Consider the following 23,904-nt stretch of genomic DNA (forward strand, 5'->3'; position numbering starts at 1 on the left):
AAATTTTTGATTTCAGGCAGCGTTATGTGATTCAGGTTTTTCGCATGACGCTTTAGCCATACCCGCGCGGGCTAACGCAGGTGCATATTCGAAAAGTGGCGCGGGCTGCCGAAGTTATACAGGAAACACTGCTCTGTGCTTGTCACGGCAAAGCAAAAACGCCGCCCCGATGTGGGACGGCGTTTTCTAACAGAGTGATCGAGCGAACGGGTATCAGCTAGAGCTGCCGGTCACCGACGCAAGATAGGCTGCGATGTCTTCGCCACCACTTCTCAGCTTATATGCCATTTTGGATTTCGCTTTGGAATCATCCAGATACGTGCGCAGGAAGGCGCGTGGGTCCTGAACATATTCCGCGAAGTTTGCGGCATCCCAGACAAGCCCGGCTTCACCGGCGGCAACGAGGTCGTCACCGTATCTAAAGTCGGTAGTGCCCGCCTGACGACCCAAGACCCCATAGAGGTTCGGGCCTGTCCGACCGCCTTTGACGATTTCATCACCAGCATCGGAAACGATCTGGTGGCAAGACTTGCACTTGTTGAATGCTTTTTCACCTGCTTCGATGTCACCTTCGGCAAATACCGGTGCTGCCGAGAATGTCATTGCGAGTACTACTGCTAAAGTTCGTGTCATCGTTATCTCCTTGGTTGCTTGCCTTACATCTTAGGACTTAAACGCGAGAGTCAACACTCACAACCCTGCAATCTTATGCAACCGCGTGTGAAATGGCGCATTGTTTCCAAAGTTCCTTGAGCGCCAGCACCAGATGTTCGATATCCTCGATGCTGTGCAGCGGCCCCGGGGTAAAGCGCAAACGCTCTGTGCCTTTGGGCACGGTGGGATAGTTGATGGGCTGCACGTAGATACCGTATTGCTGCATCAGGTAATCCGCGATCATGCGGCATTTGACGGGATCACCAATCATCACAGGGATGATGTGGCTGGGGTTTTCCAGATGGGGAATTCCCTCCATGTCCAGACGTTTACGCAGATAGGCGACGCGTTCTTGTTGCATCTTGCGTTCCTGATCCGATTGCTTGAGGTGCCGGATGGACGCTTGTGCCGCGGTCGCCACAGCCGGGGGCAGGGCGGTCGTAAAGATGAAGCCGGAGGCAAAGGAGCGGATGAAGTCGCACATCGCCTCTGAGCCGGTGATATAGCCGCCCACAACGCCGTAGGCCTTGCCCAAGGTGCCTTCAATGAGGGTGATGCGGTCCTGCAGGCCCTCACGCTCCGAGATGCCGCCACCACGCGCGCCATAAAGGCCGACGGCGTGGACTTCGTCGAGGTAGGTCATGGCACCGTGCTTTTCGGCCACTTCCACGATCTCTTTCATGGGACAGATGTCACCATCCATGGAATAGACCGATTCAAAGGCCACGATCTTGGGGCAATTGGCGGGCAGGGCGGAGAGCTTGCGGTCGAGGTCTTCGGGATCATTGTGTTTCCACAGCACCTTGTTGGCGCGGGAATGGCGGATGCCTTCGATCATGGAGGCGTGGTTCAGCTCATCCGAGAGGATCACCGCGTCGTGCAGACGGCTGCCCAGCGTGGACAATGCCGCCCAGTTGGAGACGTAGCCGGAGGTAAAGAGCAGCGCGTCATCCTTTTGGTGCAGGTCCGCCAATTCGGCTTCAAGCAGTTTGTGCGCGTGGTTGGTCCCGGAGATATTCCGCGTACCACCCGCACCGGCGCCATAGCTGTCGATCGCATCTTTCATGGCGTTGATGACGGTCGGATTCTGGCCCATGCCGAGATAGTCATTGGAACACCAGACGGTCACCTGATCGGGGCTGTCTTCGTTATAGCATTTCGCCTGGGGGAATTGACCCGCCTGCCGTTCAAGTTCTGCGAAGATGCGATAATTTCCATCTTCTTTGAGTGTGTCCAGCTGCGCTTGGAACAGTGCATCAAAGTCCATGATGTCCCCCTTTTAGTGTCGTTGCTTTTGGTGTTGGTTGCTTTGGGGCAGGTAACATCCACCGCCAGAGCTTTTCGTCCGGGATCGGCAGAACCATCACCCAGTGTTCAAGAAGTGCGAGTGCGGTAATGACACTCAGCAGGGCAAAGCCGATGATCTGGCCTTGGGTCTCGGCCCCGTGCATCCGCTCCAGCCAGCAGGCGGTCGCGAAGGTCAGGGCAGAAACGGAGATCGGAAACAGCCAGTTGAGCGGTCTGATCCGGAAATAGGTCGCAAGATGCGCAAGCGCCGTCGGCAGGAAGTCCACGTTGATCCGAGGCACGCCCCAGAACAGATTCAGTTTTGCCGAGATACGGGCGAAAAACAGCACCGCGAAGGTCCATGTGGCGAATTTATTGCCCGCCATCATGTTCCATTCGACGAGGAACATGCTGATCAATGTGAAAACCAGCAGCATTTCGTGATAGGCCAATGTGCCCCACGCGCGGATGAAGCGTTCCCATTCGGGCGTATTCGGGGGCAGGGGGTAGTTGTTGGGGCCGGTGATGACACCTGTCAGGAACGCCAGTTCGATCCAGCCCCAGATCGCCAGTGCGGAGAGGAACGCAAGCACTGCGCCCTGCGCGGACATGTCGCCAAGGGTGCTCAGGAAACCGTACACGCCGAGCGCCAGCATCGGCAGGCCCCAGAGCGTAGCGAGCCAGCCTGCGCTGCCGCCTTTGCGGTCCGCCACCTTGACCACCCACAGGATCGCGCCGGTGGAAAACCACCACACGAAAAGGGCTAGAAGGGCGGCGGACCAGATGCTCATTTCAGTAGGCGGGCCGCATGAGGGTCTCGGTCGGGACCTCGTGCTTTTTCGCCGGGATCGTGATCAGCGAGATGAACGCGCTGACCGCACGGGCCTGCGCGCCGATCTTGGCAAAGAATTTGCCATCCTTGGTCGCAACCGCCAGATCAGCGTTGGCTTTTTGCATTTTCTCAAGGCCGCGCTGCCAGCGGGGGTGTTCGATGTCCAGAGTGATCGGGTAGATCTGTTTGGTCAGCTCAGAGGTTTTGGTAAAGACCTCATGGGCGTACCAATCCGGGTCCACGCCAAGGGCTTTGTGAAAGGCCGGGCGCTGGTGATCGCGCACATACATCGTTGAATAAACCGCCGTGAGGAAGAACTTGATCCACAGCACGTTCTTGCCGCTGGTCAGTTTGGGGTCGGTTTTCATCAGCAGGGCAAAGGCTTCGCCGTGGCTGAATTCATCGTTGCACCATTCCTCGAACCATTTGAAGATCGGGTGGAAGCGGTGCTCGGGATGCTTTTCCAGATGGCGGAAAATCGTGATGTAGCGCGCATAGCCGATCTTTTCGGACAGATAGGTCGCGTAATAGATGAACTTGGGGCGGAAGTAGGTGTATTTCTTCTTCTGCGTCAGAAATCCGAGGTTCACGGCGACGCCTGCTTCGCGCAGGGCGTCATTGATGAAACCAGCGTGGCGGGCCTCATCCCGGGCCATCAGCTGGAACAGCTGCGTGATGTCCTTGTTGTTGCCGCGGCGTTTCATCTCTTTGTAAAGTACGCAGCCCGAGAATTCAGCCGTGCAGGAGCTGATCAGAAAATCGAGGAATTCCTTTTTCAGCGTCGGCTCCATATTTTCCCAGTCAACGTGGTCCCAGTCTTCGTTCTTTTTGAAGTGGCCTTTGTTGGGGTCGGACACCATCTGCGCGATCAGCTTGTCCCAGTCTTCACGCACAGGCGTGACATCGATCGCGTCCAGCTCATCAAAGTCGGTGGTATAGAAACGCGGCGTCAGCAGCGTGTTCTGCATCGCGACTTCGGTGGCGCTTTCGCTGTCCACGACGGATTGCGCTTCCTGCAGCTTCAGGCTTTCTTCGGCGTCGGTGATTTCGGACGTGTGTTTGGCGGGGGCGACGTCGCTTTTTTGCGGGTTCTGGATGTTCACAGCGTGACCTCCTCAGAGAATGAAAATTCGCAAAGCTCCATGACCTCGAAATCGCCCGTGAGCCGGGTCCAGAGGCGTTCGAGTTTGCTGGCGCGGATGATCGTGGCTTCGCGGTCTTCAGAGATCACTTCTCCGAAGGGGGCCATGATTTCGCCGCCATGTACCTGCACTTCGTCGCCGGGGTAGATCACTGCCCCGTTGTTGAATTTCACATGCGCGTGCAGGCTTTCGAATTTGTGGCTGATTTCAACCGTGCAGGGGGCACGTTCGAAGTCCTTTGTCAGTAGTCCCATGAGGTGGCTTCCTTTCTGGGTTAGGGTTTATCCAGCAACCTGGCGAAGGTGCGGGAGTTGGTGGCGCCAAAGCCCATAAGCTCGGCTGACCATCCGGTGACGGGGTCCGTGATCGAGAGGCGATTGCCTTCCCGTAACTGTAGTAGGACGGGGGCCGACATGTCGATCCCGCTTTTCCCGCGTTCGCGGGCGATGACGCGTTCTATGCCTGCGACAAACCCGCCTGTTTGCGGGGTGAAGTCGGCCAGCAGGGTCCCGTTTTCATCAAGGACGCGGGCGGCGCCTGAGGCGTCACCGGACAGAAAGATCGCGCGTTCCGTCAATAAGGCCCCAACGGGGGGCTGGCTGTCTGGGGCGCGGCCGGTGAGTGTCGCCACGGTGACGATGCCCAGAATGGTCAGGACCAGTCCGAACATGATGCGGACCATGATGCGCGGTACGAGGTCTTCTTGCTTGGCGTGGATGCGGGGTTGGGTTTGAGTTGTCATTGGCTCTACTCCGCTGCGACGGCCTGGGCCGCTTGGGGCCGGGCACGGGTGACAGTGGGGACAGAGACGCGCGCCTCTGCGGCCTCCGACAGCAGCCGCGCGACACGTTCGGCGTCGGGGATGCAGCGCAGGGCAGGCTGCGCTTCGCGGAAATGCCAGGGGCGCACATGCGGCCAGCAGGTCAGGTAGGACAGGCGGGTTTCGCCGATGGTTTCAAGCGCGATGGTCCCTGTTTTACCGGGGCGCAGGTCCAGCATCGCATTGCCGACCTGTGTGTAGGGAATGTTCAGGGTCACATTCAGGGCTGCGCCGATGCGCATGGCGACACGCGCATCGGTGATGGTGTAGACCGTGGCGCGCGCTTGGGCGACGGCGACGAGTGTCAGCATGCCACAGGTCACAAGGCCCAGTATCAAAAAGGGCACTGCCGCACCGATTGCCTGACCCAGTGGCAAAAGATCCAGTTGTGAGACGAACCGCCACACGGCCAGCAGGATAAAATACCCCGCGACCCATTTCACGTTCAGAGATTCCACTGCAAGACGCCACCAGTCGGGACGGCCTTGCCAGAGGATATTCTCGCCCTTCGGGGGCTCGGCGGGGAGCCCCTCAACGGGCTCTATTTCAAAATCGTCATGAGACATGGCGAGTATCTCCTTGGTTGTGGTTTCGACTTAATGAGCGCCTCAGCGGGGTCTTGGTCCCGCAGAGGTGCGCGTGGCGGAGGGATCGTCAGAGTTTGGGTTCCTGACGGTTGCCGGCATAGAGTTTGCCACCACCGTAGTAGCCCGCGATCTTGTCTTCCTCGAGCAGGGTGATCTGACGCGCAGAGGCAACTGTCGGCACATTGGCAAAGTGTTCGCCATAAAGGGCCGCTATGTTGACGCTGTTTGACTTGATATTGGCGAATGTCATTGGCACCAGACGCGTGCCTGACCCCCATTTGCCTTCCAATTCGAACTCAAGAAAGCGCACCAGTTGTTCCGGTTCATCAATCCACATGTCCGTGATTTTGCCGACGATTTCCTTGTCGCCTGACATCACGGGCAGGCCGCGCGGGTCACGTCCGGCGGAGACGATAAAGCCTTCGGCAGCAGACATAGGCACGATTTTCGGATGCCCGTGACCGTCCAGTTCCGGCGCGTCGCGGCGCGGCGCCCATGAGGCAGGGCCGACACCGTCGAGCATCGGATCGCCCGTGGGCTCCAGTGGGAAACCATTGCCGGGCCCTGTGCGTTTCAGAGCAATGTCTGCGCGTTCCGGTGTCTGCCCGCTTGGCACGGTGACATCACCGCGACCGTGGGGCAGTTTGAAGGTCTTGTCCGAGGGGATCGGCCACATGCTGGGGTTGGAAGAAGGGTTCCCCTCATCGTCTTCGAGCGGATAGCCTTCGCGCATGTTTTCACGCTGGATGTAGATGATCAGCCCAGCAAAGAAGATGTAGAATAACCAGAGAGACAAGCTCGCCAGATCAAATTCGCCAAAGAACGCTGCAGTCATTTCGTTTCCTCCTGAAACGGGGTCATGTTGGGAAATCGGCCAGGCCCATGGGGCGCGATCCGCTTTCTCTTGAGGTGTGATAAACGCGCCGACGCACAAGCGGTCCAAGGATCACCAGAGTTACGAACAAAAGTACGATCTCCAGATGATATACGACTGAATAGCCGGTAGCTGGGGAAACCAGGCCCTCTCCCCAAGCTCCTGACATGGCGATGGAGCCTGTCCAGTCACGCAAGCTGCCACCAATGGCGATTGAGAGGCCGGCAGCGGTCGCTTGTGCTGCCCCCCATGCGCCCAAAGCCAGACCCCGACCTGCCGTGCCGGTTTCGGGCAGGGTCATACAGGCGGTCAAAGTTGCGACCGCAAACAGGCCGCCCCCAAAACCGATCATGCCCGCGCCGGAAAAGAACAACGCAGGCGAATTCAGAGGGGCGGCAAAGATCACCATGCAGAACGCGCCAACCCCGGCCAGAATGCCGCCAGCCGCAAGCCGGAACGCGTCCGAGCCGTCGGCAAGTCGCTTGCCCGCCAAGGCAAAGCCGAGCAGCGCGCCCAGCGACCACATCGCCGTCAGCAAGGTGGTGGAGGACACCGAAAGGCCGAGAATTTCGCCGCCATAGGGTTCCAACAGTACATCCTGCATGTTGAACGCCATGGTGCCGACAAAGATGCACACAAGCAGTCGCCCGGCCTGTCCGCCCTTGATGAAATCATCCCATGCGTCTTTGAACCTTGGGCGGGGCGCTTCGCGCTCTGTCCGGCTCATGGGTTGCAGGCTTTCCTGTTTCCACAGGGCGATCAGGTTCAGAACGGCGGTGATAACAGCAGTGGCCTGCACCACCTGAATGAGTTTCAGCGGGGTGAAATCCCGCAGCAAAAAGCCGATGATCAGCGACGAAATGCCCATGCCCACGAGGAACATCACGTAAAGCAGCGCCACGACACGCGGGCGGGTTTCATCCGTCGCCCGATCCGAGGCCAGCGCCAGACCGGCGGTTTGCGTCATGTGCATGCCGAGACCGGTCATGACAAAGGCCAGTGCCGCGAGGATTTCTCCGGCAAAGGGGACGTCGATATAGACATCACCCCCAAGGACCAAAAGCGCCGAGGGCATGATGGCCAGCCCCCCGAACTGCCACAATGTGCCGAACCAGATGTAGGGCACCCGTTTCCAGCCGATGGCGGAGCGATGCGTGTCTGAGCGAAAGCCCAGAAGCGTGCGGAAAGGGGCAATCAGAACCGGCAGGGCGATCATGACCGCGACAACCATCGCAGGCACCGTCAATTCAACGATCATGACCCGGTTCAATGTGCCCAGAAGCATCACGGCGGCCATGCCAACGGAAATCTGGAACAACGACAGACGCAGCAACTGCGGCAAGGGCAATCCGTCACTCGCCGCATCGGCAAAGGGCATCGCTTTGAGCGACAGGCGTTTCAGACCGGCCACATTCATGCGCGCACCTCCATCAGTTGAGAGATGTAAAACCCGGATGTGACGCGTTCGATGGGTTTGACCTGCCCCAACACGCCTTGCGTGCTGGCAGCCTGCGCCAGTTTGCCTGCGTCATGGGGGATCATCACCGGGCTGCGGTCAGACCGGGGAAAGAGTTTGCCCGCGTACCACATGGCCATCAGGGCCTTGGTGCGTGGTGCGACGGTAAACACGATCGACCCGCCGGTGCGTGTCTCAAGGGCCGCAAGGGCGCGCCCGATGTCGTTGGCATCGTAATAGATCAGGCTGTCCATCGCGATCACATGATCAAACTGGCCCAGCGTATGACAAAGCATGTCGCCAGAGGTGAAGGTGACCTGTTTGCGCAAAGCTTCGGGCAGGCGCGCCTCGGCGATCTGGACCAGCGAGGGCGAGATATCGGTGGCAAGCACCTCGGCACCTCGCGCGGCCAGCTCAATCGTCATCTGCCCGGCACCGCAGCCTGCATCGAGCACGCGGTGGCCCGTCAGATCGGCGGGCAGGCGGCTCAGCATCAGATCGCGCATCCGGTCCCGGCCCTGCCGGACTGTCTGGCGGATTTTCGAAACCGGCGCGTCAGAGGTCAGCCGCTCCCAAGTGCGGGTCGCGGTCTTGTCGAAATACGTCTCTACCCGGCCCAAAGTGGCGCTATACCCCGGCCGCGAAGCATCGCGCCCGGTAGTTGGTGCACCATTGGAAAGGGTTACTTCGTCGCGCATCAATCAAACCCCAGAAGTTCAAAGATTTCCCGGTCGGGCAGGGGGGCAGGGGCCAGCGGCTCTGTCCCGTTCCACAGCGTTTCGGCCAGACGGATGTATTCCTTGCGGACCTGTACGATCTCTTCATCGTCGGGCATCTCAAAGAGCGTCTTTTTCTTAAGACGTGAGCGGCGGATCGCATCTAGGTCCGGCATATGGGCGATGCGGTTGAACCCAACCGTTTTGCAGTAGCGATCAACCTCATCCGTATCTTTGGAGCGGTTCGCAACACAGCCTGCGAGGCGCACTTTGTAGTTCTTTGACTTGGCCTGCACCGCGGCAATGATCCGGTTCATCGCATAGATGCTGTCGAAATCATTGGCCGTGACGATCAGCGCACGGTCCGCATGCTGCAAGGGGGCTGCAAAGCCGCCGCAGACCACATCGCCGAGCACGTCAAAGATCACGACGTCAGTGTCTTCCAGCATATGGTGCTGTTTCAATAGCTTAACGGTTTGCCCGACGACATACCCGCCGCAGCCGGTGCCCGCTGGGGGGCCGCCCGCCTCGACGCATTTCACGCCATTAAAGCCGTCAAAGACGAAATCTTCGGCGCGCAGTTCCTCGGGGTGGAAATCCACCTCTTTCAGGATGTCGATCACCGTGGGCACCAAGGTGCCGGTCAGCGTGAAGGTGCTGTCGTGTTTGGGGTCACAGCCGATCTGCAACACGCGTTTGCCCAGCATGGAAAATGCCGCTGACAGGTTCGAGGATGTGGTGGATTTGCCGATGCCACCCTTGCCGTAAACAGAAAAGACCTTGGCCCCTTCGATTTTGGCGGTGTCGTCCTGATGGACTTGTACGGATCCTTCGCCGTCCTGACCACGCAGGCTTGGCGGTGTTCTGTCCAGTGGGCTCATGTCATCGTCCTTTCAAAGGGGCGCGCTGCCCTGTTCATGTCGCGTGAAGGGGTCATTGTGCTGCGATCCCTTCGAGTTGATCCTCAAGCGCATCGGCTGCATCCTGTAAAGCGGCCAGCGTTTCTGCGTCGGGGCTCCAGTAATTACGGTCATGTGCTTCAAGCAGGCGGTTTGCCATGCGGCTTGATGCGGTCGGGTTGAGGTCAGCAAGACGCTGACGCATCTCTTCATCCAGCACGAAGGTTTCGGACAGGCGCTGATAGACCCACGGATCAACCTGACCTGTGGTGGCGGACCAGCCCATCGTGTTGGTGACCTGCGCTTCGATCTGGCGCACGCCTTCGGCGCCGTGTTTCAGCAGGCCCTCAAAGAATTTCGGGTTGAGGCTGCGGCTGCGGGTTTCGAGAGCGACCTGCTCTTTCAGGGTGCGGACCTTGCCGGCCCCGCGGGTCTGATCCCCGATGTAAACGGCGGCTTCGGACCCTTTGGCGCGTTTGACCGCCCGTGCGATCCCGCCCAGCGTGTCAAAATAATGATCGACCGTGGTCACGCCCAGCTCAACAGATTCGAGGTTCTGATAAGCCACATCGACCTCGGCCAGTTGGGACTGCAGCAGTGCAGCATTGGAGGACGCCTTGCCGTCTGTGCCGTAAGCAAAGCTTTTGCGGGCCTGATAGGCATCGGCAAGTTCGTCTTCGTCGCCAAAGGCGGAACTGTCCACCAGCTGGTTGACGTTTGAGCCGTAAGCACCTTCGGCGTTCGAGAATACACGCAACGCGGCTTCAGTGATATCGCAGCCGGTTTTCTCAACGTAGGCCAGCGCATGTGCACGGACAAAGTTCATCTCAATCGGCTCATCCGCCATCGCGCATTTCTGTGCGGCCTCAGCGAGCATGCGCGTTTGCAAGGGCAGGAGGTCGCGGAAAATACCTGACAGGGTCATGATCACGTCAATGCGTGGGCGTCCGAGGTCTTCCAAGGAAATCAGATCTGCACCAGCCAGCCGCCCAAAACTGTCAAAGCGGGGCACGCATCCCATCAGGGCCAAGGCCTGTGCAATCGGGCCACCGTCGGATTTGATGTTGTCGCTGCCCCAAAGGACCAGCGCTACAGTCCGCGGCACCGCATCATGTGTATCCAGCAGCAGTTGCGCTTGTTTTGCGCCATCCTGACAGGCAAACGCCGTCGGCATGCGGAAGGGGTCAAAGGCGTGGATATTGCGCCCGGTCGGCAGGATATCCGTTGAACGGATCAGATCACCGCCCGGCACAGGTTCGATGTAATGTGCAGACAGGGCGCGGCAGATCGCGTCAAGTTCGGTTTCCTGTTGCAAAAGCGCATCCACCCGCGCGCGGGTTTCCTCATCTGCGTGATCCATGATGCTGAGGTATTCCGCGCGTGCCGCGTCGGAGAGCGGTTTGCCAATGATGTGCAGGCCATCCGGGATCAGCGCATCTTCGGTTTCGAGCAGTTTGAGCCAAAGCTGATCCGGGCTGATATTGCCCAAGTCCACGGCATCTGCTTGCTGGGCGATGAGGTCTTGTAACTCATCCCGCTCAGCCCCGTCTTTTTCCATCGCGCGCCAGCGGGTCAGGCTGTCCTTGAGGTCCAGAAGCCCTTTGTAGAGCCCGGAGGCCGCCAGAGGCGGCGTCAGATGGGTGATCGTGACCGCACCGGAACGACGTTTTGCCAAGGACGCTTCGGAGGGGTTGTTCGATGCATAAAGGTAGATGTTCGGCATCTCGCCAATCAGGCGGTCGGGCCAGTCGCGCGCCCCAAGGCCCGCTTGTTTGCCGGGCATGAATTCAAGCGCGCCATGCATGCCGAAATGCAGGATCGCGTCTGCTTTCAGTGTATTGCGCAGCCATAGATAAAACGTCGTGAAGGCATGGGTTGGCGCGAACCCTTTTTCAAACAGGAGCCGCATCGGGTCACCTTCGTATCCGAAGGCCGGTTGCACGCCGACAAAGACCTTGCCGAAATGTGCACCAAGGATAAACACACCGCGCCCGTCCGATTGAATGCGTCCGGGTGCTGGGCCCCAGACGGCTTCGATTTCGGCAAGCGGCGGCGTTGTTCTGACGATGGTGTCAGCGCTCACGTGGTCTGCGACATTGGCTTCCTGACCGTATTGCTTGGCGTTGCCCGCCAGCACCTTGTCGCGCAGCGCATCGACGGTTTCGGGAACCTCTACGTCGTATCCATCTGCTTTGAGGCGGTGTAGCGTATTGAAAAGGCTTTCAAAAACGCTGAGGTAGGCAGCAGTACCGACGGCCCCCGCGTTGGGTGGAAACCCGAACAGAACAATCCCAAGGTTCTTTTCCGCGTTGGTTTTGCGCCGCAATGTGGTCATGCGGATGGTCTTTTCAACAAGGCTGTCGACCCGCTCCAGACAGGGGGCCATCGCCTTGTGATCTGACGTCATTTTACAGTCGTGATCGCAGCCGTGACACCCTGCTGTGCCGTGGCGACCGGCAAAAACGGTCGGGTTGGTCGCGCCATCAAGTTCGGGCAGCGCGATGAGCATGGTCGTCTCGATCGGTCCAAGCCCTTGCGTCGAGCAGGCCCATTGATCCAGCGTCTGGAATTCCAGCGGATGCGCGGCGAGGTAGGGGACATCAAGATCTTTCAGAACTTTGATGGCGGCGTCGTTGTCATTATAGGCAGGGCCACCGACCAGTGAAAACCCGGTCAGAGAGACCATCGCATCAATCTGCGGACCGTTTTGATCACGGAAATAGGCATCGATTGCGGGCCGACCATCAAGGCCCCCGGCAAAGGCGGCGCGCACCGCAATACCGCGCGCTTCGAAAGCGCGAATGACAGCATCATAATGCGCCGTGTCCGAGGAAAGCACATAGGACCGCATCATCAACAGCCCGACCGTTGCTGCTGCGCCGTTGGGTGTGGGCAGGTCGCTCAGATCTGTTGTAATCCGTGTCGGCAGGTCGGGATGATAGAGGCCCGCGTCAGGGTATTCGATTGGCGCAGGTGCGTCGGGCGCTTTGGCCCATCCGGTGTTTTTGGCATAGCGGTTGAGCAAAAAGCGCATCATCGCTTCGACGTTGTCGTCTGAGCCACCCAGCCAGTATTGCATGCTCATGAACCAGGCGCGCAGGTCCTGGCTTTTGCCCGGAATGAACTTCAGGATTTTTGGCAGGCGACGCAGCAGCGCCATCTTGTCCGCGCCTGTTGAGCTGGAGGGCTTGGACGAGCCGCGCAGCTTTTTCATCAGTTTCATCGCGCCCGACTTTGGCGCCATCATATCGAGCGACCCCATCTTGGTCAGCTTGACGATGGAGGCATCGGCAATCACGCCGATCATCGCATCACAATTGGGGCGACGGGCCTCAAGGCTGGGCAGAATGCGCGCACAATGCTCTTCGAGGAAAAGCAGGTTGGCGATGATGATATCGCCGTTTTCGATCGCTTCTTTCGCGGCTTCAAAGGTGCCGGGCGTTTCGCCCCACTCTGCCGCTGCGTGAATCGAGACATCAAGGCCGGGATAATCCGCAGAAAGGCGTTCTGCTGCGCGCATGGCGGGACCTGCCGCATGGCTGTCCAGCGTGATAACCACCACGCGATATCCGGGCATCTGCCCGTTTATGCTCATATCATCGCGCATAATGGGCCTTTGCTTCATAGAGCGTGTCTACGCTGATCTCACCGACACCACGCTCTGAGGCGAAAGTTTCGGTGTTGCGCCGCGCCTTGCCACGTACAAAGAACGGGATCTTTTTCAGCTCGCGTTCCGCGTCTGCCAGCCAGACGACCTCAATCGAGGTGCCAGCGATTTCCGGCTGTGGTGTGTCCTGTGGTGCGACTTCGCCTGCGGCTTGCGGTTTGGGCGAATGCCCGCCGTGATGGGACGGGCCGGCGGCGTCGTTGAATTCGAAATCATCGCGGAACATGTGCAGCAGGTGTTCTTCAAGTCCCATGACCAGCGGATGGACCCAAGTGTCAAAGATGACATTTGCGCCCTCAACGCCCATCTGGGGTGAATAGCGTGCGGGGAAATCCTGAACATGTACGGGTGCTGAGATGACCGCGCAGGGAATGCCCAAGCGTTTGCCAATATGGCGTTCCATCTGGGTGCCGAGGATCATTTCAGGCTGAAGCGCTTCGATCCGGCTTTCGACTTCGAGGTAGTCATCGGTGATGAGGGCCTCGATACCATAGTCTTTCGCCACGGCACGCAGGGGTCGGGCCATTTCACGGTTATAGCAGCCAAGGCCGACGACCTCGAAACCCATCTCATCGCGTGCGATGCGCGCCGCAGCAATCACATGCGTGCCATCGCCAAAGAGAAACACGCGTTTGCCGGTCAGATACGTGCTGTCCACGGATTTGGAATACCACGGCAGGCGCAGGCGGCTGTCATCAAGATAGGGGTCCAAACCCGTGATTTCCGCAACCTCAGCAATGAAATCACGTGTCGCGCCGACACCAATAGGGACGGTTTTGGTAAAGGGTTGGCCCAGCTCGCGTTCCATCCAGCGCGCGGCGGTTTCCGCCGTTTCGGGATACATCAGAACATTGAAATGCGCGGCACCCATGCGGGTAATGTCGGTTGGTGTGGCACCCATCGGGGCCACGACATTGACGCTGATGCCCATATCGGACAACAGGCTTGTCAGCTCCGTGATGTCGTCACGATGCCGGAACCCAAGAGCGGTCGGGCCAATCAGGTTGCAGGTGATCTGCTTGGTGCGCGCCATTGGCTTGGCCAGTGTCCGCACGATCTGGAAAAATGTTTCATCCGCGCCAAAGTTCTCTTTGCGCTGGTAGCTGGGCAGTTCCAGAGGGATCACGGGGATCGGAATGCCCATGGTTTCGGACATCCCACCCGGATCATCCTGAATGAGTTCCGCCGTGCAGGAGGCCCCGACAATCAACGCCTCCGGTTTGAAGCGGTCATAGGCGTCCTGCAGCGTTTGCTTGAACAGATCGGCCGTGTCAGAGCCAAGGTCACGCGCCTGAAAGGTCGTGTAAGTCACCGGCGGGCGGTGATCGCGCCGCTCGATCATCGTGAACAGCAGGTCCGCATAGGTATCGCCCTGCGGCGCATGCAACACGTAGTGCAGCCCTTTCATACCCGTGGCGACGCGCATCGCGCCAACATGGGGAGGGCCTTCATATGTCCAGACCGTCAGTTTCATTCGGCGGCCTCCACTTTAAGCAATCCGGCACGGCGCACCGGGCGAGAAAAGAGCCCGGCAAGATCGCCGGCCTGTTCGTAGAAATGCACGGGGGTGAACACGAGCTCGATGGCCCATTTGGTGGCCAGCCCTTCAGCTTCGAGAGGGTTGGCAAGACCAAGCCCGCAGACCGTCAAATCAGGGCGGGCCGCGCGGCAGCGATCAAGCTGCAAGTCAACGTCTTGCCCTTCGGAAATCACGGGGCCTTGTGCGAGCATTTCAAGGTCGGACCCGATGATGCCTTTGTGCACGAAAGGCGAGCCGACTTCGATCGCTTCCATGCCGCATTCGCGGGTTAAAAAGCGTGCCAGCGGAATTTCAAGCTGGCTGTCGGGAAAGAAAAAGATCGTCTTGCCGCGCAGCGCCTCAGAAGCTTGCGAAATGGCCTTGCGGGCACGGGCACGGGGGGCGGCTGTCACGCGCTCAAATGTGTCCGCATCGACGCCAAATTCATCGGCAATCACGCGCAGCCAAGCGGTGGTGCCTTCTTCGCCAAAGGGGAAGGGGGCCGGCAAATGACGTGCGCCGCGCCGTTCAAGCGCGCCATGTGTATCGCCCAGGAAGGGCTGCGTGAGTGCAAAGACGGTGTTTTCGCCAATGCCAAGATCGGTATCGGCGCGCGGGGCTGGCAACACCTTGATCGGGCCAATGCCCATCTGTTCGAGCAGGGAAACGGCTTGTTCTTCGACCACGTCAGGCAAAGCACCCACGAGAAGCAGCTGGCGTGTATCCGTTTTCGGCAGGACCGGCACCATGGAGGCGAGGCAGGCGTCCTCGCCTTGCGTAAAGGTGGTTTCGATGCCGGAGCCGGAGAAGTTCAGAACCCGCACGGAGGGTGCGTATTTCTCTGTCATGCGCTCTGCGGCACGGGACAGGTCCAGTTTGATGACCTCAGAGGGGCAGGACCCGACGAGGAACAATTGTTTGATATCTGTGCGCCGGGCGAGCAGTTGGTCCACGACCTTGTCGAGTTCGGTCTGCGCATCGGCGAGACCCGCCAGATCGGTTTCTTCGAGGATTGCGGTGCCGAAACGCGGTTCGGCGAAAATCATCACGCCTGCGGCGGATTGCAAAAGATGCGCGCAGGTGCGGCTGCCGACAACAAGGAAAAACGCGTCCTGCATTTTGCGGTGCAACCAGATGATTCCGGTCAGCCCGCAAAAGACTTCACGCTGGCCGCGCTGCTTGAGAATCGGTTCGTTGCTGCAACCGCCTTGCGTCGGGATGCGGGGAAGTTCTGTCATGCTGCCACCTCAGGCGTCGTGTTGGAAGTTTCGGCGGCCTGCAATCTTGCGGCACGGAGTTTCAGAATAAACTGGACCGCGTTGATCACGTAGGCGGCATAGGCCGTCAGAGCCAAAATCATCAGGTTGGTGGCCGTCATGGCATCACTGAAAAGAGCCCAGATATAGGCCGTGTGAAGCGCGATGACCGCAAAGGAAAACACGTCTTCCCAAAAGAAGGCGGGGGCGAAAAGATATTGACCGAAAACGATTTTTTCCCAGATCGCGCCCGTGACCATGATCAGGTAGAGCACCATTGTCTTGAGGACGATGGACCATGTGGCAAGCGCATAGCCCTCGCCGTTCCAAAGATACCGCAGCACCAGCGCCAAAGAGATCAAAAAGACCAGGAATTGGAACGGAGCAAGCACACCCTGAATCGTCGTCCAGACGGTTTCATCACGCCGGACGCGCTCTTCCGCTGAATAAAGGCCTGTTGGGGCCGATGTCCTGGACGTGTGTCCGTTCATTTTGGGAGTCGCCTTTCCTGCCATCTTTACCGAAACTAGCGGCTTTCGGCGAAAAGTGTCAACTAAAACTTACACCCTAGAAACGCATAGTTTACATTTATCTGTCAGGCCGAAATTGCCCTAAATTCAGCACAAGCCATAAAAACTTGAATTTTTATGCCCAGATTCTTGAGGATTGGCTGTTTTAAGCGGTAAAAACTGTCAATTTGATTTGACATTTTGCTGTCAAGGGTAGACCTTTTATATATATCGACTCTGCGGGGACCTCTGTGCTCGCGCGATTAAAGATGAAGGGTCGTTGGGAAAGAGCCATGTCGACGGATGATCAAGCAGACCCGCGTGGCGTTATGCGCAACCGACCCGACAATGTAGATGTTCTGGCATCTACGGTCATTTCTGTGCTGCGCGATCGCCAAGCTGTGTCCTGCGAAGGGTTGCGCCAGTTCGTGCTGGATCAAACTCTGTCCCGGGTTCTGAGCAAGAAACATTTCGCGCCCGACGTCATTCTTGCGGAGCTGCGTGGCTATCGCCTTTCGGTGGATGCGATCATTGATCTGTATGTCCCCGCGACGGCCCGCCTGCTTGGCGAGCAATGGGTGGATGACAAAATCAGTTTTGCAGATGTGACAATCGGAACGATGCGCCTGCAGGCACTGTTGGCAGATGCCTCGGGGGCCAGCAACGTAGATCACAAGGTGGGTGCAGTGCGGTTGAATGCGCTCGTGGTGATCCCTCAGAATGAACAGCATTTTCTGGGGGCCAGCGTTGTGGCCGCGCAATTGCGCCGCTTGGGCTGCGAAGTCGCCATGTCTTATGACGAAGATCACGGTGCCCTGACGGTGCGGCTGATCAACGACGTTCCCGATCTGATCCTGATCACATGTGGTCGGCGCGAAACCCTGACAAGTGTTGCCAATACAATACAGATCATCCGGAAAGCTGTCGGAAGCGATCCGATGCTTGCAGTCGGGGGGGCATGTCAGGTCAATAAAAAACGCGTGAAGGAACTAACGGGTGCTGATATCGTGACAAGCGTTGCCGAAGAAGCCGTGGCGCATTGCCTGAAACACGTCAACTCAACAAGCACGTCATGACAACCGGCGGAAATACATTCTGGTCCAGTGGCTCTGTTCCTTTGATTGAGCCCGAGTTTCTGAGCAGCATCATCGCGGCCGCGTCAGATATTGCATTGGTTGTTTCAGCCGAAGGTATCATTCTTTCCGTCGTCGTAAATTCGCACAGTGAGTCCTTTGGGAACCTTCGGCATTGGGAAGATCGTCCCGTTTCCGAATTTCTGACACGGGAATCGATTCCGAAATTCGAAAGAGCCCATGCGGCCTATCTTTTGGGAGAGGTCCCGAAAAAGCAGCTGGAACTGAACCATAGCGACAATGCCGTGTGGCAATACCCGGTGCGCTATACGTTCCATCGGTTCGGGCATGAAAACGCGGCACTGCTTTTGGGTCGGGATTTGCGCCCGATCGCCGAAACGCAGCAGCAGTTGGTTCAGGCGCAGATTGCGCTTGAACAGGGCTATGAGGCGCGGCGTGAATTTGATGCGCGCTACCGGGTTTTGCTGGCCAACACCAAACAGGCCGTGGTCTTTGTTTCTGTGCAGAGCGGGCGTGTTGAGGACGCAAACGAAGCTGCCGCCGCCCTGTTGGGTCTGAATGCAGATGCGTTGCGTTCCAGCAGTTTTGCACAGCATTTCATGGATCGCTCGAACGTTGAGCTAACCGAAAGCCTGATGAATGCAACGCTGGCCGAAGAAGAAGGTCAGGTGACATTGACCGCAACACGGACGCAAGCTTCCGTGATCGCGCATCCGGTTGTTTTCCGGGCTGGCGGGCAACGTATCCTGATGTGCCGTCTGGAGACAGCGGCGAGCAAGGCCGCAACGCCGGATGCCGCAGCAGACCATGCCTTGGCGATGTTCCGCGCTGGCAGTGACGCGATGCTGTTCATGGGCCCCAAAGGCGTCATCATCTCGGTGAACGAGAGTTTCCTTGACCTTGTTGGTGCCGCGCATCTGTCGGATGTCGTCGGCCGCAGCTTTGGTGATTTCCTCGGGCGCGGGCAGATTGATCTGGCGGTTCTGACAGAGCAGCCGCAGCGGTCGGGTCATATGCGCATCTATGCCACCAAACTGGTGAATGATCTGGGTACGCGTCTGGCGGTCGAGATCTCCGCCACCCATCTGGCGGATGCGGATGTGGCGGCAATTGGCTGCATGATCCGCGATGTCAGCCGGACGGAAACTGCACGGGGTGGCAGCAGCGGGCATATGTCGAACACGGCACCCGCAGAGCCTGCACGTAACGTGATGGATCTTGTCGGCTCGGCAGCCCTCAAGGATATTGTAGCGGAAACAACCGATGTTGTCGAAAAGATGTGCATCGAAACCGCGGTCGAGTTGACCAACAACAACCGCGTCGCCGCGGCAGAGATGTTGGGCCTGTCGCGCCAGAGCCTCTATGTGAAATTGCGTAAGTACGGGCTGCTTAATAAAAACGGCTGATCTTACGCTATCCTGCCTCTTGCACCGACTCAAAGTGTAAGGCATAGTTTACACATGGCTGTAACTGAAAACATACATACCCGAAGATTCCCCGAGCCCGCAGCCGCGTTAAGGTTGATCAAACCGATCACATGGTTTCCGCCGATGTGGGCCTATCTTTGCGGTGTTGTCTCGTCCGGTGTGTCGCCCGTTGGAAACTGGACGCTGGTCTTATTGGGTGTCGTTCTGGCCGGTCCCATCGTCTGCGGGATGAGTCAGGCCGCCAATGATTGGTGCGACCGCCATGTGGATGCCATCAACGAACCCCACAGGCCGATCCCGTCGGGCCGCATCCCGGGCCGTTGGGGCCTATGGATCGCGCTGGCCATGTCGGTTTTGTCGCTTGGTGTTGGCTGGCAACTGGGCCCTTGGGGGTTCGGTGCGACAGTCATTGGTGTGCTGGCTGCATGGGCCTATTCGGCGGAGCCGGTCCGGCTCAAGCGGTCCGGCTGGTGGGGTCCGGGGCTGGTCGGCCTGAGTTATGAGACACTGCCATGGTTTACAGGCGCTGCCGTGTTGAGTGCGGGCGCGCCGAGCCTCCCCGTCATCGTGATTGCCGTCCTTTATGGTATCGGCGCGCATGGCATTATGACATTGAATGACTTCAAGGCACTGGAAGGTGACAGGCAGATGGGTGTCAATTCCCTGCCTGTCACCTTGGGCCCGCACCGCGCAGCGCAGGTTGCCTGCGCCGTCATGTCCGCCCCGCAGGTTGTCGTCGTCTTCCTGCTGTTTTCGTGGGGCAAGCCGCTACACGCTGCCGGTGTCTGCGCCGTGCTGTTTGTGCAGTTCTGGGCCATGACAATCATGTTCAAAGATCCAAAGGCCAAGGCGCCATGGTATAACGGTACCGGCGTGTTGCTCTATATCAGTGGCATGATGATTGCAGCCTTTGCGCTAAGGGGGCTCGCCTGATGCTCAGTTGGTTTGGGATTATGCGGCTGGGCCTCGTGCAGATGTCGCTGGGCGCGATTGTGGTGTTGACCACGGCGACCATGAACCGGGTCATGGTGGTTGAACTGGCGATGCCGGCGATCCTGCCGGGGCTATTGGTTTCTCTCTATTATGGCACACAGTTTCTGCGTCCGCGCTTTGGCCACAGTGCGGATCAGGGCGGTCAACGCACGCCCTGGATCATCGGCGGTGTGGCTTTGCTGGCCGCAGGCGCGATTGGTGCTGCGCTTTCCGTCGGGTTGATGGAAAAGGCCGCATGGGTCGGTATTGCCACCGCTATTCCATCGTTCCTACTGATCGGCCTTGGCATCGGGGCCGCGGGTACGAACCTGCTGGCGCTCTTGTCCACGCGTGTGAGTGCCGAGCGGCAGGCACCGGCAGGCAGCCTTGTCTGGATCATGATGATCTTCGGGCTTGCGGTGACCGGGATCACTGCGGGGCAACTTCTTGATCCCTATTCTCATGGACGCCTTGTTGCGGTGACGCTGGGTGTGTCGGCTGTCGCCCTGACGCTGACCTGCCTTGGCATATGGGGTCAGGAGCGCGGCGAAAAGCGCGTCGTTGAAAAGCGGAACGAAGATTTCCGCGCCATTCTGCGCGAGCTTTGGGTTGACCCGCGGGTGCGTATTTTCACGATCTTCGTCTTTGCCTCGATGCTGGCTTATAATCTGCAGGATCTGATCCTCGAACCCTTCGCGGGCCATGTCTTTGGCCTGACCGTTGGAGAAAGCACCAAACTGGGGGGCATGCACCACGGTGGTGCCCTGATGGGTATGATCGCGGTTTTGCTGGGCGGTACCGTCCTGTCACGTTGGTTTATTGTGCCCACCCGTGTGTGGGTCGTCGGCGGATGCCTGTTGTCAGGCGTCTCGCTGGTCGGGCTGGCCTATGGGGGTCTGCACGCGGCAACCTGGCCGATTGGGTTGAACATCTTTGTGCTGGGTCTGGCGAATGGCTCGTTTGCTGTTGCCGCAATCGGCGCGATGATGGGACTTGCCCGCGAGGGCGGTGACGGGCGCGAAGGCTTGCGGATGGGGCTTTTTGGGGCCGCGCAGGCAATCGCCTTTGGCCTTGGTTCCTTTGCAGGGACGGCGATGGTTGATGTGATGCGCTGGATTACGCCTCAGGATGCGATCGCCTACGGCAGTGTCTTTGCCATTGAAGGACTTGTTTTCTTGGTCGCAGCGGTGCTCGCCCTGCGGCTGACTTCACCTAATGCGGACGCAAGCGCGCGCACCGCCATGATGCCGGGAGAATAAACGGATGTATGATGTTGTTGTGATAGGCGGGGGTCCGTCAGGGGCGACTGCCGCGCTTGACCTGGTTCAATCCGGACATAAGGTTGCGCTTTTGGACCGCGAAGGGCGGATCAAACCCTGTGGTGGCGCGATCCCACCGCGACTGATGCAGGATTTCCATATCGGTGATGATCAGCTGCTGGCCAAGGTGAACACCGCGCGAATGATTTCGCCCACGGGGCGCAAAGTGGATATCCCGATTGAAAACGGCTTTGTCGGGATGGTGGATCGCAAGGATTTTGACCCGTTCCTGCGCAAACGCGCGGCGGATGCGGGGGCTGAATACTTCACCGGCACCTTCGTGCGGATCGAACGGCCTGAGGGCACGCCGGTCGTGATCTACCGCGACAAGGCCACGCAGGAAGAACGCGAACTGCCCTGCAAGCTGGTCATCGGTGCGGATGGCGCAAAATCACGCGTCGGGCTGGCCGAGGTCAAGGATGCGGACAAGGTGCCGCTGGTGTTTGCCTATCACGAGATTATCAAAGCGCCGCCAAAATCCGCGATCTATGACCCTGAACGCTGCGACGTGATTTACGACGGCGCGATTTCGCCTGATTTCTATGGCTGGGTTTTCCCCCATGGCAACAGCGCAAGTGTCGGCATGGGCACGGAACTCTCATCCGTGAACCTCAAAGAGGCTACCGCTGCATTGCGTAAATCGGCGGGGCTGACTGACTGCGAAACGATCCGCAAAGAGGGGGCCCCGATCCCCCTGCGTCCGCTTGACCGCTGGGACAACGGTAAGGACGTGCTGTTGGCCGGGGACGCCGCTGGCGTCGTGGCCCCCAGTTCCGGCGAAGGCATCTATTATGCGATGGTTGGGGGCCGCGTGGCCGCAACCGCTTGCGCCGCCACGCTGGCATCCGGTCGTGTCAAAGATTTGCGGCTGGCGCGCCAGTTGTTCATGAAAGAACACAAGATGGTCTTTCGGGTGCTCGGTTCCATGCAGAACGCATATTACCGCAGCGACGAACGCCGCGAGCGTTTCGTGTCGCTGTGCCATGATGTGGATGTCCAGCGCCTCACGTTCGAAGCCTATATGAACAAGAAACTGGTGCGTGCGCGGCCCATGGCCCACCTGAAGATCGGTATCAAAAACCTTGCACACCTGACAGGGCTTGTGGCAACGACACGCGTATGACGATCATGATCCCGGCCTGGGTAAATGGCACACTGACACCTGTTGAAAAGCTGGAGGCCCATGTAAAAGGGCTTCGGCACAAGGCTGTGTCGGTTTTTGTCGTCAAAGGGGACGCGGTGTTGATGCAACAGCGGGCGTTGTGCAAATACCATACACCGGGTCTGTGGACGAACACATGTTGCACGCATCCTGAATGGGATGAAGCCCCCGAAGTCTGTGCTGTGCGCCGTCTGGATGAAGAGCTTGGCGTACGCGGGTTGAACCCGCAGCACCGCCATCATCTTGAGTATCGCGCGGATGTGGGCGGCGGGTTGATTGAGCACGAAGTCGTGGATGTCTATGTCGCTGACGCTGATGAAACCCTTGCCGTGTTGCCGAACCCGGATGAGGTTATGGCGGTCGAATGGGTGCGCTTTGATGATCTGGTGGAGCAAGTTGCGCAACACCCCGACAGATATACGCCATGGCTGCGTATCTACCTGAGGGATCACGCAGCGACGATTTTCGGGGAACTCGCCCTGCTGTAACCAGCAGCGATAAGCGCGTCTTGTTGATCAGATCTGTTCGACGGCGTAATCTGGTATAGCTGCGGATATCGGTCGCGAAAGTGCGCCTAGTCATTCTTTCGGCTTTGGCCGGCGCGTTTTTGGGCATTAGCAGCTATGCCGAGGTGTTTTCTGTTTCACGATATGATGATCGCGGCCAGCAGGTTTAACCTGACCATTTGACAGTTCTGGCCTGCGGTGATGCGATCTCGGACGTCACCCCGACGTCTAATCCGTAGCGCGTTTTCTCAGACCGATTTGGGCACGGCGCTGTAAGTCAACGGCGTGCAGCCATTCGATGATGAACAAGGTTCGCTTGATGCGTCGGATGTCCGGTTAGGCCACGGCCACTTCGTGCTGGCGTGGGTATGAAGCGAACTTTCGTATAAGTTGGTTTGGCGGCATGACACCCGCCGCCATGGTGGCAACGGCGCTCAGAAAGCCGCAGATACCATCAAGGATGATCTGGACACCGTAGACCGTGCGCAGGTGTTTATCGTTCATTGGCGGAAGCGTGAAATTTCTCCTCGACCTTGATTGCCGCATATCCGCGCGAAATCTGTCCCGTGCTCTCGAGCCTGGCGAGCACCTTTGCGGCCGCGCCCCGGGACAAACCGCAAATTTCGGCGAATTGCCCCTGGGTGACGGGCAAATCGCATGGAAGGGATTGACGACCGACCAACCGGTCCAAGGTCGCCACACATCTTTCAGTCGGAGACCGCAAGAGGTTATCCCGCGCGATGCGGGTCGCCAGCATCGCATTTTGCGCCGCCAGAACCGCAACGCTCCGCCAAAGGATCGGCTGCTCCTGCGCAATGCGTTCGATTGACCGTCTCGTAACCAGCACGACACGGGCGTCAACGAGTGCTGAACTGCCAAGAAAACGCGGTGTGTCGATCAGGACTGACGCAACGCCGAACCAATCACCCGGCCAGAACACATGGCCGATGACGTCATGCCGTTCTTGGTCGTCAGTATGCAGCGCGAGAACGCCCCGGTTAACACCGATGAGGCAATGCGCCGTATCACCAATTTCACTGAACCGCTGTCCGGCCTTCAACTCAAGGGTTTGGGCTGAGCTTTCCAAGGTCTTCACCACAGTCGCGGGAAGGGTGCGCAGCCACAGACCATCGCCAAACGCGCCAGCCTGAATATCTTGTTGTAATGCCATGGTTTGTACATACGATGACAATGACGTGAGCGAAA

23 protein-coding genes are annotated in these 23,904 nt (G+C 58.6%); 6 read left to right on the top strand and 17 right to left on the bottom strand.

Annotated features, from left to right (window positions below):
* Nucleotides 1-213: 213 nt before the first annotated feature.
* From K5Q35_RS20140 to bchF, 15 genes are all read right to left on the bottom strand, one after another.
* The gene (locus K5Q35_RS20140) at nucleotides 214-633 is read right to left on the bottom strand and encodes a cytochrome c family protein (protein ID WP_013984638.1); all 420 of its coding nucleotides are present in this window, start codon (nucleotides 631-633) and stop codon (nucleotides 214-216) included.
* A 73-nt stretch (nucleotides 634-706) separates the two neighbouring features.
* Nucleotides 707-1,921, bottom strand: a complete 1,215-nt coding sequence (gene hemA, locus K5Q35_RS20145) for a 5-aminolevulinate synthase (protein WP_220801133.1) — start codon at nucleotides 1,919-1,921, stop codon at nucleotides 707-709.
* Complete coding sequence (gene puhE / locus K5Q35_RS20150) at nucleotides 1,911-2,732, bottom strand: putative photosynthetic complex assembly protein PuhE (protein WP_013984636.1); 822 nt, start codon at nucleotides 2,730-2,732, stop codon at nucleotides 1,911-1,913. The genes hemA and puhE overlap by 11 nt, the downstream gene beginning before the upstream one ends.
* 1 nt (nucleotide 2,733) lies before the next feature.
* A complete protein-coding gene (gene acsF / locus K5Q35_RS20155) occupies nucleotides 2,734-3,876 on the bottom strand; it encodes a magnesium-protoporphyrin IX monomethyl ester (oxidative) cyclase (protein WP_374758668.1) in 1,143 nt (380 codons plus the stop codon).
* A complete protein-coding gene (locus K5Q35_RS20160; protein ID WP_013984634.1) occupies nucleotides 3,873-4,169 on the bottom strand; it encodes a hypothetical protein in 297 nt (98 codons plus the stop codon). Before K5Q35_RS20160 ends, acsF begins: the two co-directional genes overlap by 4 nt.
* 20 nt (nucleotides 4,170-4,189) lie before the next feature.
* Nucleotides 4,190-4,657 (bottom strand): photosynthetic complex assembly protein PuhC, encoded by a 468-nt coding sequence (gene puhC, locus K5Q35_RS20165; RefSeq protein ID WP_013984633.1) that lies wholly within the window; start codon nucleotides 4,655-4,657, stop codon nucleotides 4,190-4,192.
* 5 nt (nucleotides 4,658-4,662) lie between these two features.
* Complete coding sequence (gene puhB / locus K5Q35_RS20170) at nucleotides 4,663-5,301, bottom strand: photosynthetic complex putative assembly protein PuhB (protein ID WP_220801134.1); 639 nt, start codon at nucleotides 5,299-5,301, stop codon at nucleotides 4,663-4,665.
* 88 nt (nucleotides 5,302-5,389) lie between these two features.
* The gene (puhA, locus tag K5Q35_RS20175; protein ID WP_013984631.1) at nucleotides 5,390-6,157 is read right to left on the bottom strand and encodes a photosynthetic reaction center subunit H; all 768 of its coding nucleotides are present in this window, start codon (nucleotides 6,155-6,157) and stop codon (nucleotides 5,390-5,392) included.
* A 22-nt stretch (nucleotides 6,158-6,179) separates the two neighbouring features.
* The gene (locus tag K5Q35_RS20180; protein WP_220801135.1) at nucleotides 6,180-7,613 is read right to left on the bottom strand and encodes a PucC family protein; all 1,434 of its coding nucleotides are present in this window, start codon (nucleotides 7,611-7,613) and stop codon (nucleotides 6,180-6,182) included.
* Nucleotides 7,610-8,350, bottom strand: coding sequence for a magnesium protoporphyrin IX methyltransferase (gene bchM, locus K5Q35_RS20185; RefSeq protein ID WP_220801136.1), 741 nt, complete (start codon nucleotides 8,348-8,350; stop codon nucleotides 7,610-7,612). The genes K5Q35_RS20180 and bchM overlap by 4 nt, the downstream gene beginning before the upstream one ends.
* Nucleotides 8,350-9,249 (bottom strand): ferredoxin:protochlorophyllide reductase (ATP-dependent) iron-sulfur ATP-binding protein, encoded by a 900-nt coding sequence (gene bchL / locus K5Q35_RS20190; protein WP_013984628.1) that lies wholly within the window; start codon nucleotides 9,247-9,249, stop codon nucleotides 8,350-8,352. Before bchL ends, bchM begins: the two co-directional genes overlap by 1 nt.
* A 52-nt stretch (nucleotides 9,250-9,301) precedes the next feature.
* Nucleotides 9,302-12,874 (bottom strand): magnesium chelatase subunit H, encoded by a 3,573-nt coding sequence (locus K5Q35_RS20195; RefSeq protein WP_220801137.1) that lies wholly within the window; start codon nucleotides 12,872-12,874, stop codon nucleotides 9,302-9,304.
* Nucleotides 12,864-14,408 (bottom strand): ferredoxin:protochlorophyllide reductase (ATP-dependent) subunit B, encoded by a 1,545-nt coding sequence (gene bchB / locus K5Q35_RS20200; RefSeq protein WP_220801138.1) that lies wholly within the window; start codon nucleotides 14,406-14,408, stop codon nucleotides 12,864-12,866. Before bchB ends, K5Q35_RS20195 begins: the two co-directional genes overlap by 11 nt.
* Nucleotides 14,405-15,691, bottom strand: coding sequence for a ferredoxin:protochlorophyllide reductase (ATP-dependent) subunit N (locus tag K5Q35_RS20205; protein WP_013984625.1), 1,287 nt, complete (start codon nucleotides 15,689-15,691; stop codon nucleotides 14,405-14,407). Before K5Q35_RS20205 ends, bchB begins: the two co-directional genes overlap by 4 nt.
* On the bottom strand, nucleotides 15,688-16,200 hold the full coding sequence (gene bchF, locus K5Q35_RS20210; RefSeq protein ID WP_013984624.1) for a 2-vinyl bacteriochlorophyllide hydratase: 513 nt from the start codon (nucleotides 16,198-16,200) through the stop codon (nucleotides 15,688-15,690). Before bchF ends, K5Q35_RS20205 begins: the two co-directional genes overlap by 4 nt.
* Nucleotides 16,201-16,511: 311 nt before the next feature.
* On the opposite strand from bchF, the gene K5Q35_RS20215 reads away from it, so the two are divergent.
* From K5Q35_RS20215 to idi, 6 genes are read left to right on the top strand one after another with little or no spacing between them, the layout of a single operon-like run.
* On the top strand, nucleotides 16,512-17,294 hold the full coding sequence (locus K5Q35_RS20215; RefSeq protein WP_220801139.1) for a cobalamin B12-binding domain-containing protein: 783 nt from the start codon (nucleotides 16,512-16,514) through the stop codon (nucleotides 17,292-17,294).
* Nucleotides 17,291-18,718, top strand: a complete 1,428-nt coding sequence (gene ppsR, locus K5Q35_RS20220) for a transcriptional regulator PpsR (protein ID WP_013984622.1) — start codon at nucleotides 17,291-17,293, stop codon at nucleotides 18,716-18,718. Before K5Q35_RS20215 ends, ppsR begins: the two co-directional genes overlap by 4 nt.
* 54 nt (nucleotides 18,719-18,772) lie before the next feature.
* On the top strand, nucleotides 18,773-19,672 hold the full coding sequence (gene chlG, locus K5Q35_RS20225) for a chlorophyll synthase ChlG (RefSeq protein ID WP_013984621.1): 900 nt from the start codon (nucleotides 18,773-18,775) through the stop codon (nucleotides 19,670-19,672).
* On the top strand, nucleotides 19,672-20,970 hold the full coding sequence (locus tag K5Q35_RS20230) for a BCD family MFS transporter (RefSeq protein ID WP_013984620.1): 1,299 nt from the start codon (nucleotides 19,672-19,674) through the stop codon (nucleotides 20,968-20,970). Before chlG ends, K5Q35_RS20230 begins: the two co-directional genes overlap by 1 nt.
* Before the next feature lie 4 nt (nucleotides 20,971-20,974).
* Nucleotides 20,975-22,153, top strand: a complete 1,179-nt coding sequence (locus K5Q35_RS20235; protein ID WP_220801140.1) for a geranylgeranyl diphosphate reductase — start codon at nucleotides 20,975-20,977, stop codon at nucleotides 22,151-22,153.
* Entirely contained in the window at nucleotides 22,150-22,680 is a 531-nt protein-coding gene (gene idi, locus K5Q35_RS20240) for an isopentenyl-diphosphate Delta-isomerase (protein ID WP_013984618.1), read from the top strand. Before K5Q35_RS20235 ends, idi begins: the two co-directional genes overlap by 4 nt.
* A gap of 354 nt (nucleotides 22,681-23,034) precedes the next feature.
* Here idi and K5Q35_RS22980 read toward each other — a convergent pair whose 3' ends face one another.
* Together K5Q35_RS22980 and K5Q35_RS20250 are read right to left on the bottom strand one after the other, a co-directional pair.
* Nucleotides 23,035-23,202 carry a hypothetical protein gene (locus K5Q35_RS22980; protein WP_220801141.1) on the bottom strand — a complete coding sequence of 56 codons (168 nt, stop codon included), beginning with the start codon at nucleotides 23,200-23,202 and terminating at the stop codon, nucleotides 23,035-23,037.
* On the bottom strand, nucleotides 23,192-23,869 hold the full coding sequence (locus tag K5Q35_RS20250) for a Crp/Fnr family transcriptional regulator (protein WP_220801142.1): 678 nt from the start codon (nucleotides 23,867-23,869) through the stop codon (nucleotides 23,192-23,194). The genes K5Q35_RS22980 and K5Q35_RS20250 overlap by 11 nt, the downstream gene beginning before the upstream one ends.
* Between the last annotated feature and the right edge of the window lie 35 nt (nucleotides 23,870-23,904).

Source organism: Roseobacter sp. OBYS 0001 (genome assembly GCF_019654895.1).
GTDB lineage: Bacteria > Pseudomonadota > Alphaproteobacteria > Rhodobacterales > Rhodobacteraceae > Roseobacter > Roseobacter litoralis.

Bases quoted from the DNA above. Each gene is read 5' to 3' on its own strand.
- K5Q35_RS20140 (WP_013984638.1), bottom strand. From the start codon at position 633: ATGACACGAACTTTAGCAGTAGTACTCGCAATGACATTCTCGGCAGCA.
- hemA (WP_220801133.1), bottom strand. From the start codon at position 1,921: ATGGACTTTGATGCACTGTTCCAAGCGCAGCTGGACACACTCAAAGAA.
- puhE (WP_013984636.1), bottom strand. From the start codon at position 2,732: ATGAGCATCTGGTCCGCCGCCCTTCTAGCCCTTTTCGTGTGGTGGTTT.
- K5Q35_RS20160 (WP_013984634.1), bottom strand. From the start codon at position 4,169: ATGGGACTACTGACAAAGGACTTCGAACGTGCCCCCTGCACGGTTGAA.
- puhC (WP_013984633.1), bottom strand. From the start codon at position 4,657: ATGACAACTCAAACCCAACCCCGCATCCACGCCAAGCAAGAAGACCTC.
- puhB (WP_220801134.1), bottom strand. From the start codon at position 5,301: ATGTCTCATGACGATTTTGAAATAGAGCCCGTTGAGGGGCTCCCCGCC.
- puhA (WP_013984631.1), bottom strand. From the start codon at position 6,157: ATGACTGCAGCGTTCTTTGGCGAATTTGATCTGGCGAGCTTGTCTCTC.
- K5Q35_RS20180 (WP_220801135.1), bottom strand. From the start codon at position 7,613: ATGAATGTGGCCGGTCTGAAACGCCTGTCGCTCAAAGCGATGCCCTTT.
- bchM (WP_220801136.1), bottom strand. From the start codon at position 8,350: ATGCGCGACGAAGTAACCCTTTCCAATGGTGCACCAACTACCGGGCGC.
- bchL (WP_013984628.1), bottom strand. From the start codon at position 9,249: ATGAGCCCACTGGACAGAACACCGCCAAGCCTGCGTGGTCAGGACGGC.
- K5Q35_RS20195 (WP_220801137.1), bottom strand. From the start codon at position 12,874: ATGCGCGATGATATGAGCATAAACGGGCAGATGCCCGGATATCGCGTG.
- bchB (WP_220801138.1), bottom strand. From the start codon at position 14,408: ATGAAACTGACGGTCTGGACATATGAAGGCCCTCCCCATGTTGGCGCG.
- K5Q35_RS20205 (WP_013984625.1), bottom strand. From the start codon at position 15,691: ATGACAGAACTTCCCCGCATCCCGACGCAAGGCGGTTGCAGCAACGAA.
- bchF (WP_013984624.1), bottom strand. From the start codon at position 16,200: ATGAACGGACACACGTCCAGGACATCGGCCCCAACAGGCCTTTATTCA.
- K5Q35_RS20215 (WP_220801139.1), top strand. From the start codon at position 16,512: ATGTCGACGGATGATCAAGCAGACCCGCGTGGCGTTATGCGCAACCGA.
- ppsR (WP_013984622.1), top strand. From the start codon at position 17,291: ATGACAACCGGCGGAAATACATTCTGGTCCAGTGGCTCTGTTCCTTTG.
- chlG (WP_013984621.1), top strand. From the start codon at position 18,773: ATGGCTGTAACTGAAAACATACATACCCGAAGATTCCCCGAGCCCGCA.
- K5Q35_RS20230 (WP_013984620.1), top strand. From the start codon at position 19,672: ATGCTCAGTTGGTTTGGGATTATGCGGCTGGGCCTCGTGCAGATGTCG.
- K5Q35_RS20235 (WP_220801140.1), top strand. From the start codon at position 20,975: ATGTATGATGTTGTTGTGATAGGCGGGGGTCCGTCAGGGGCGACTGCC.
- idi (WP_013984618.1), top strand. From the start codon at position 22,150: ATGACGATCATGATCCCGGCCTGGGTAAATGGCACACTGACACCTGTT.
- K5Q35_RS22980 (WP_220801141.1), bottom strand. From the start codon at position 23,202: ATGAACGATAAACACCTGCGCACGGTCTACGGTGTCCAGATCATCCTT.
- K5Q35_RS20250 (WP_220801142.1), bottom strand. From the start codon at position 23,869: ATGGCATTACAACAAGATATTCAGGCTGGCGCGTTTGGCGATGGTCTG.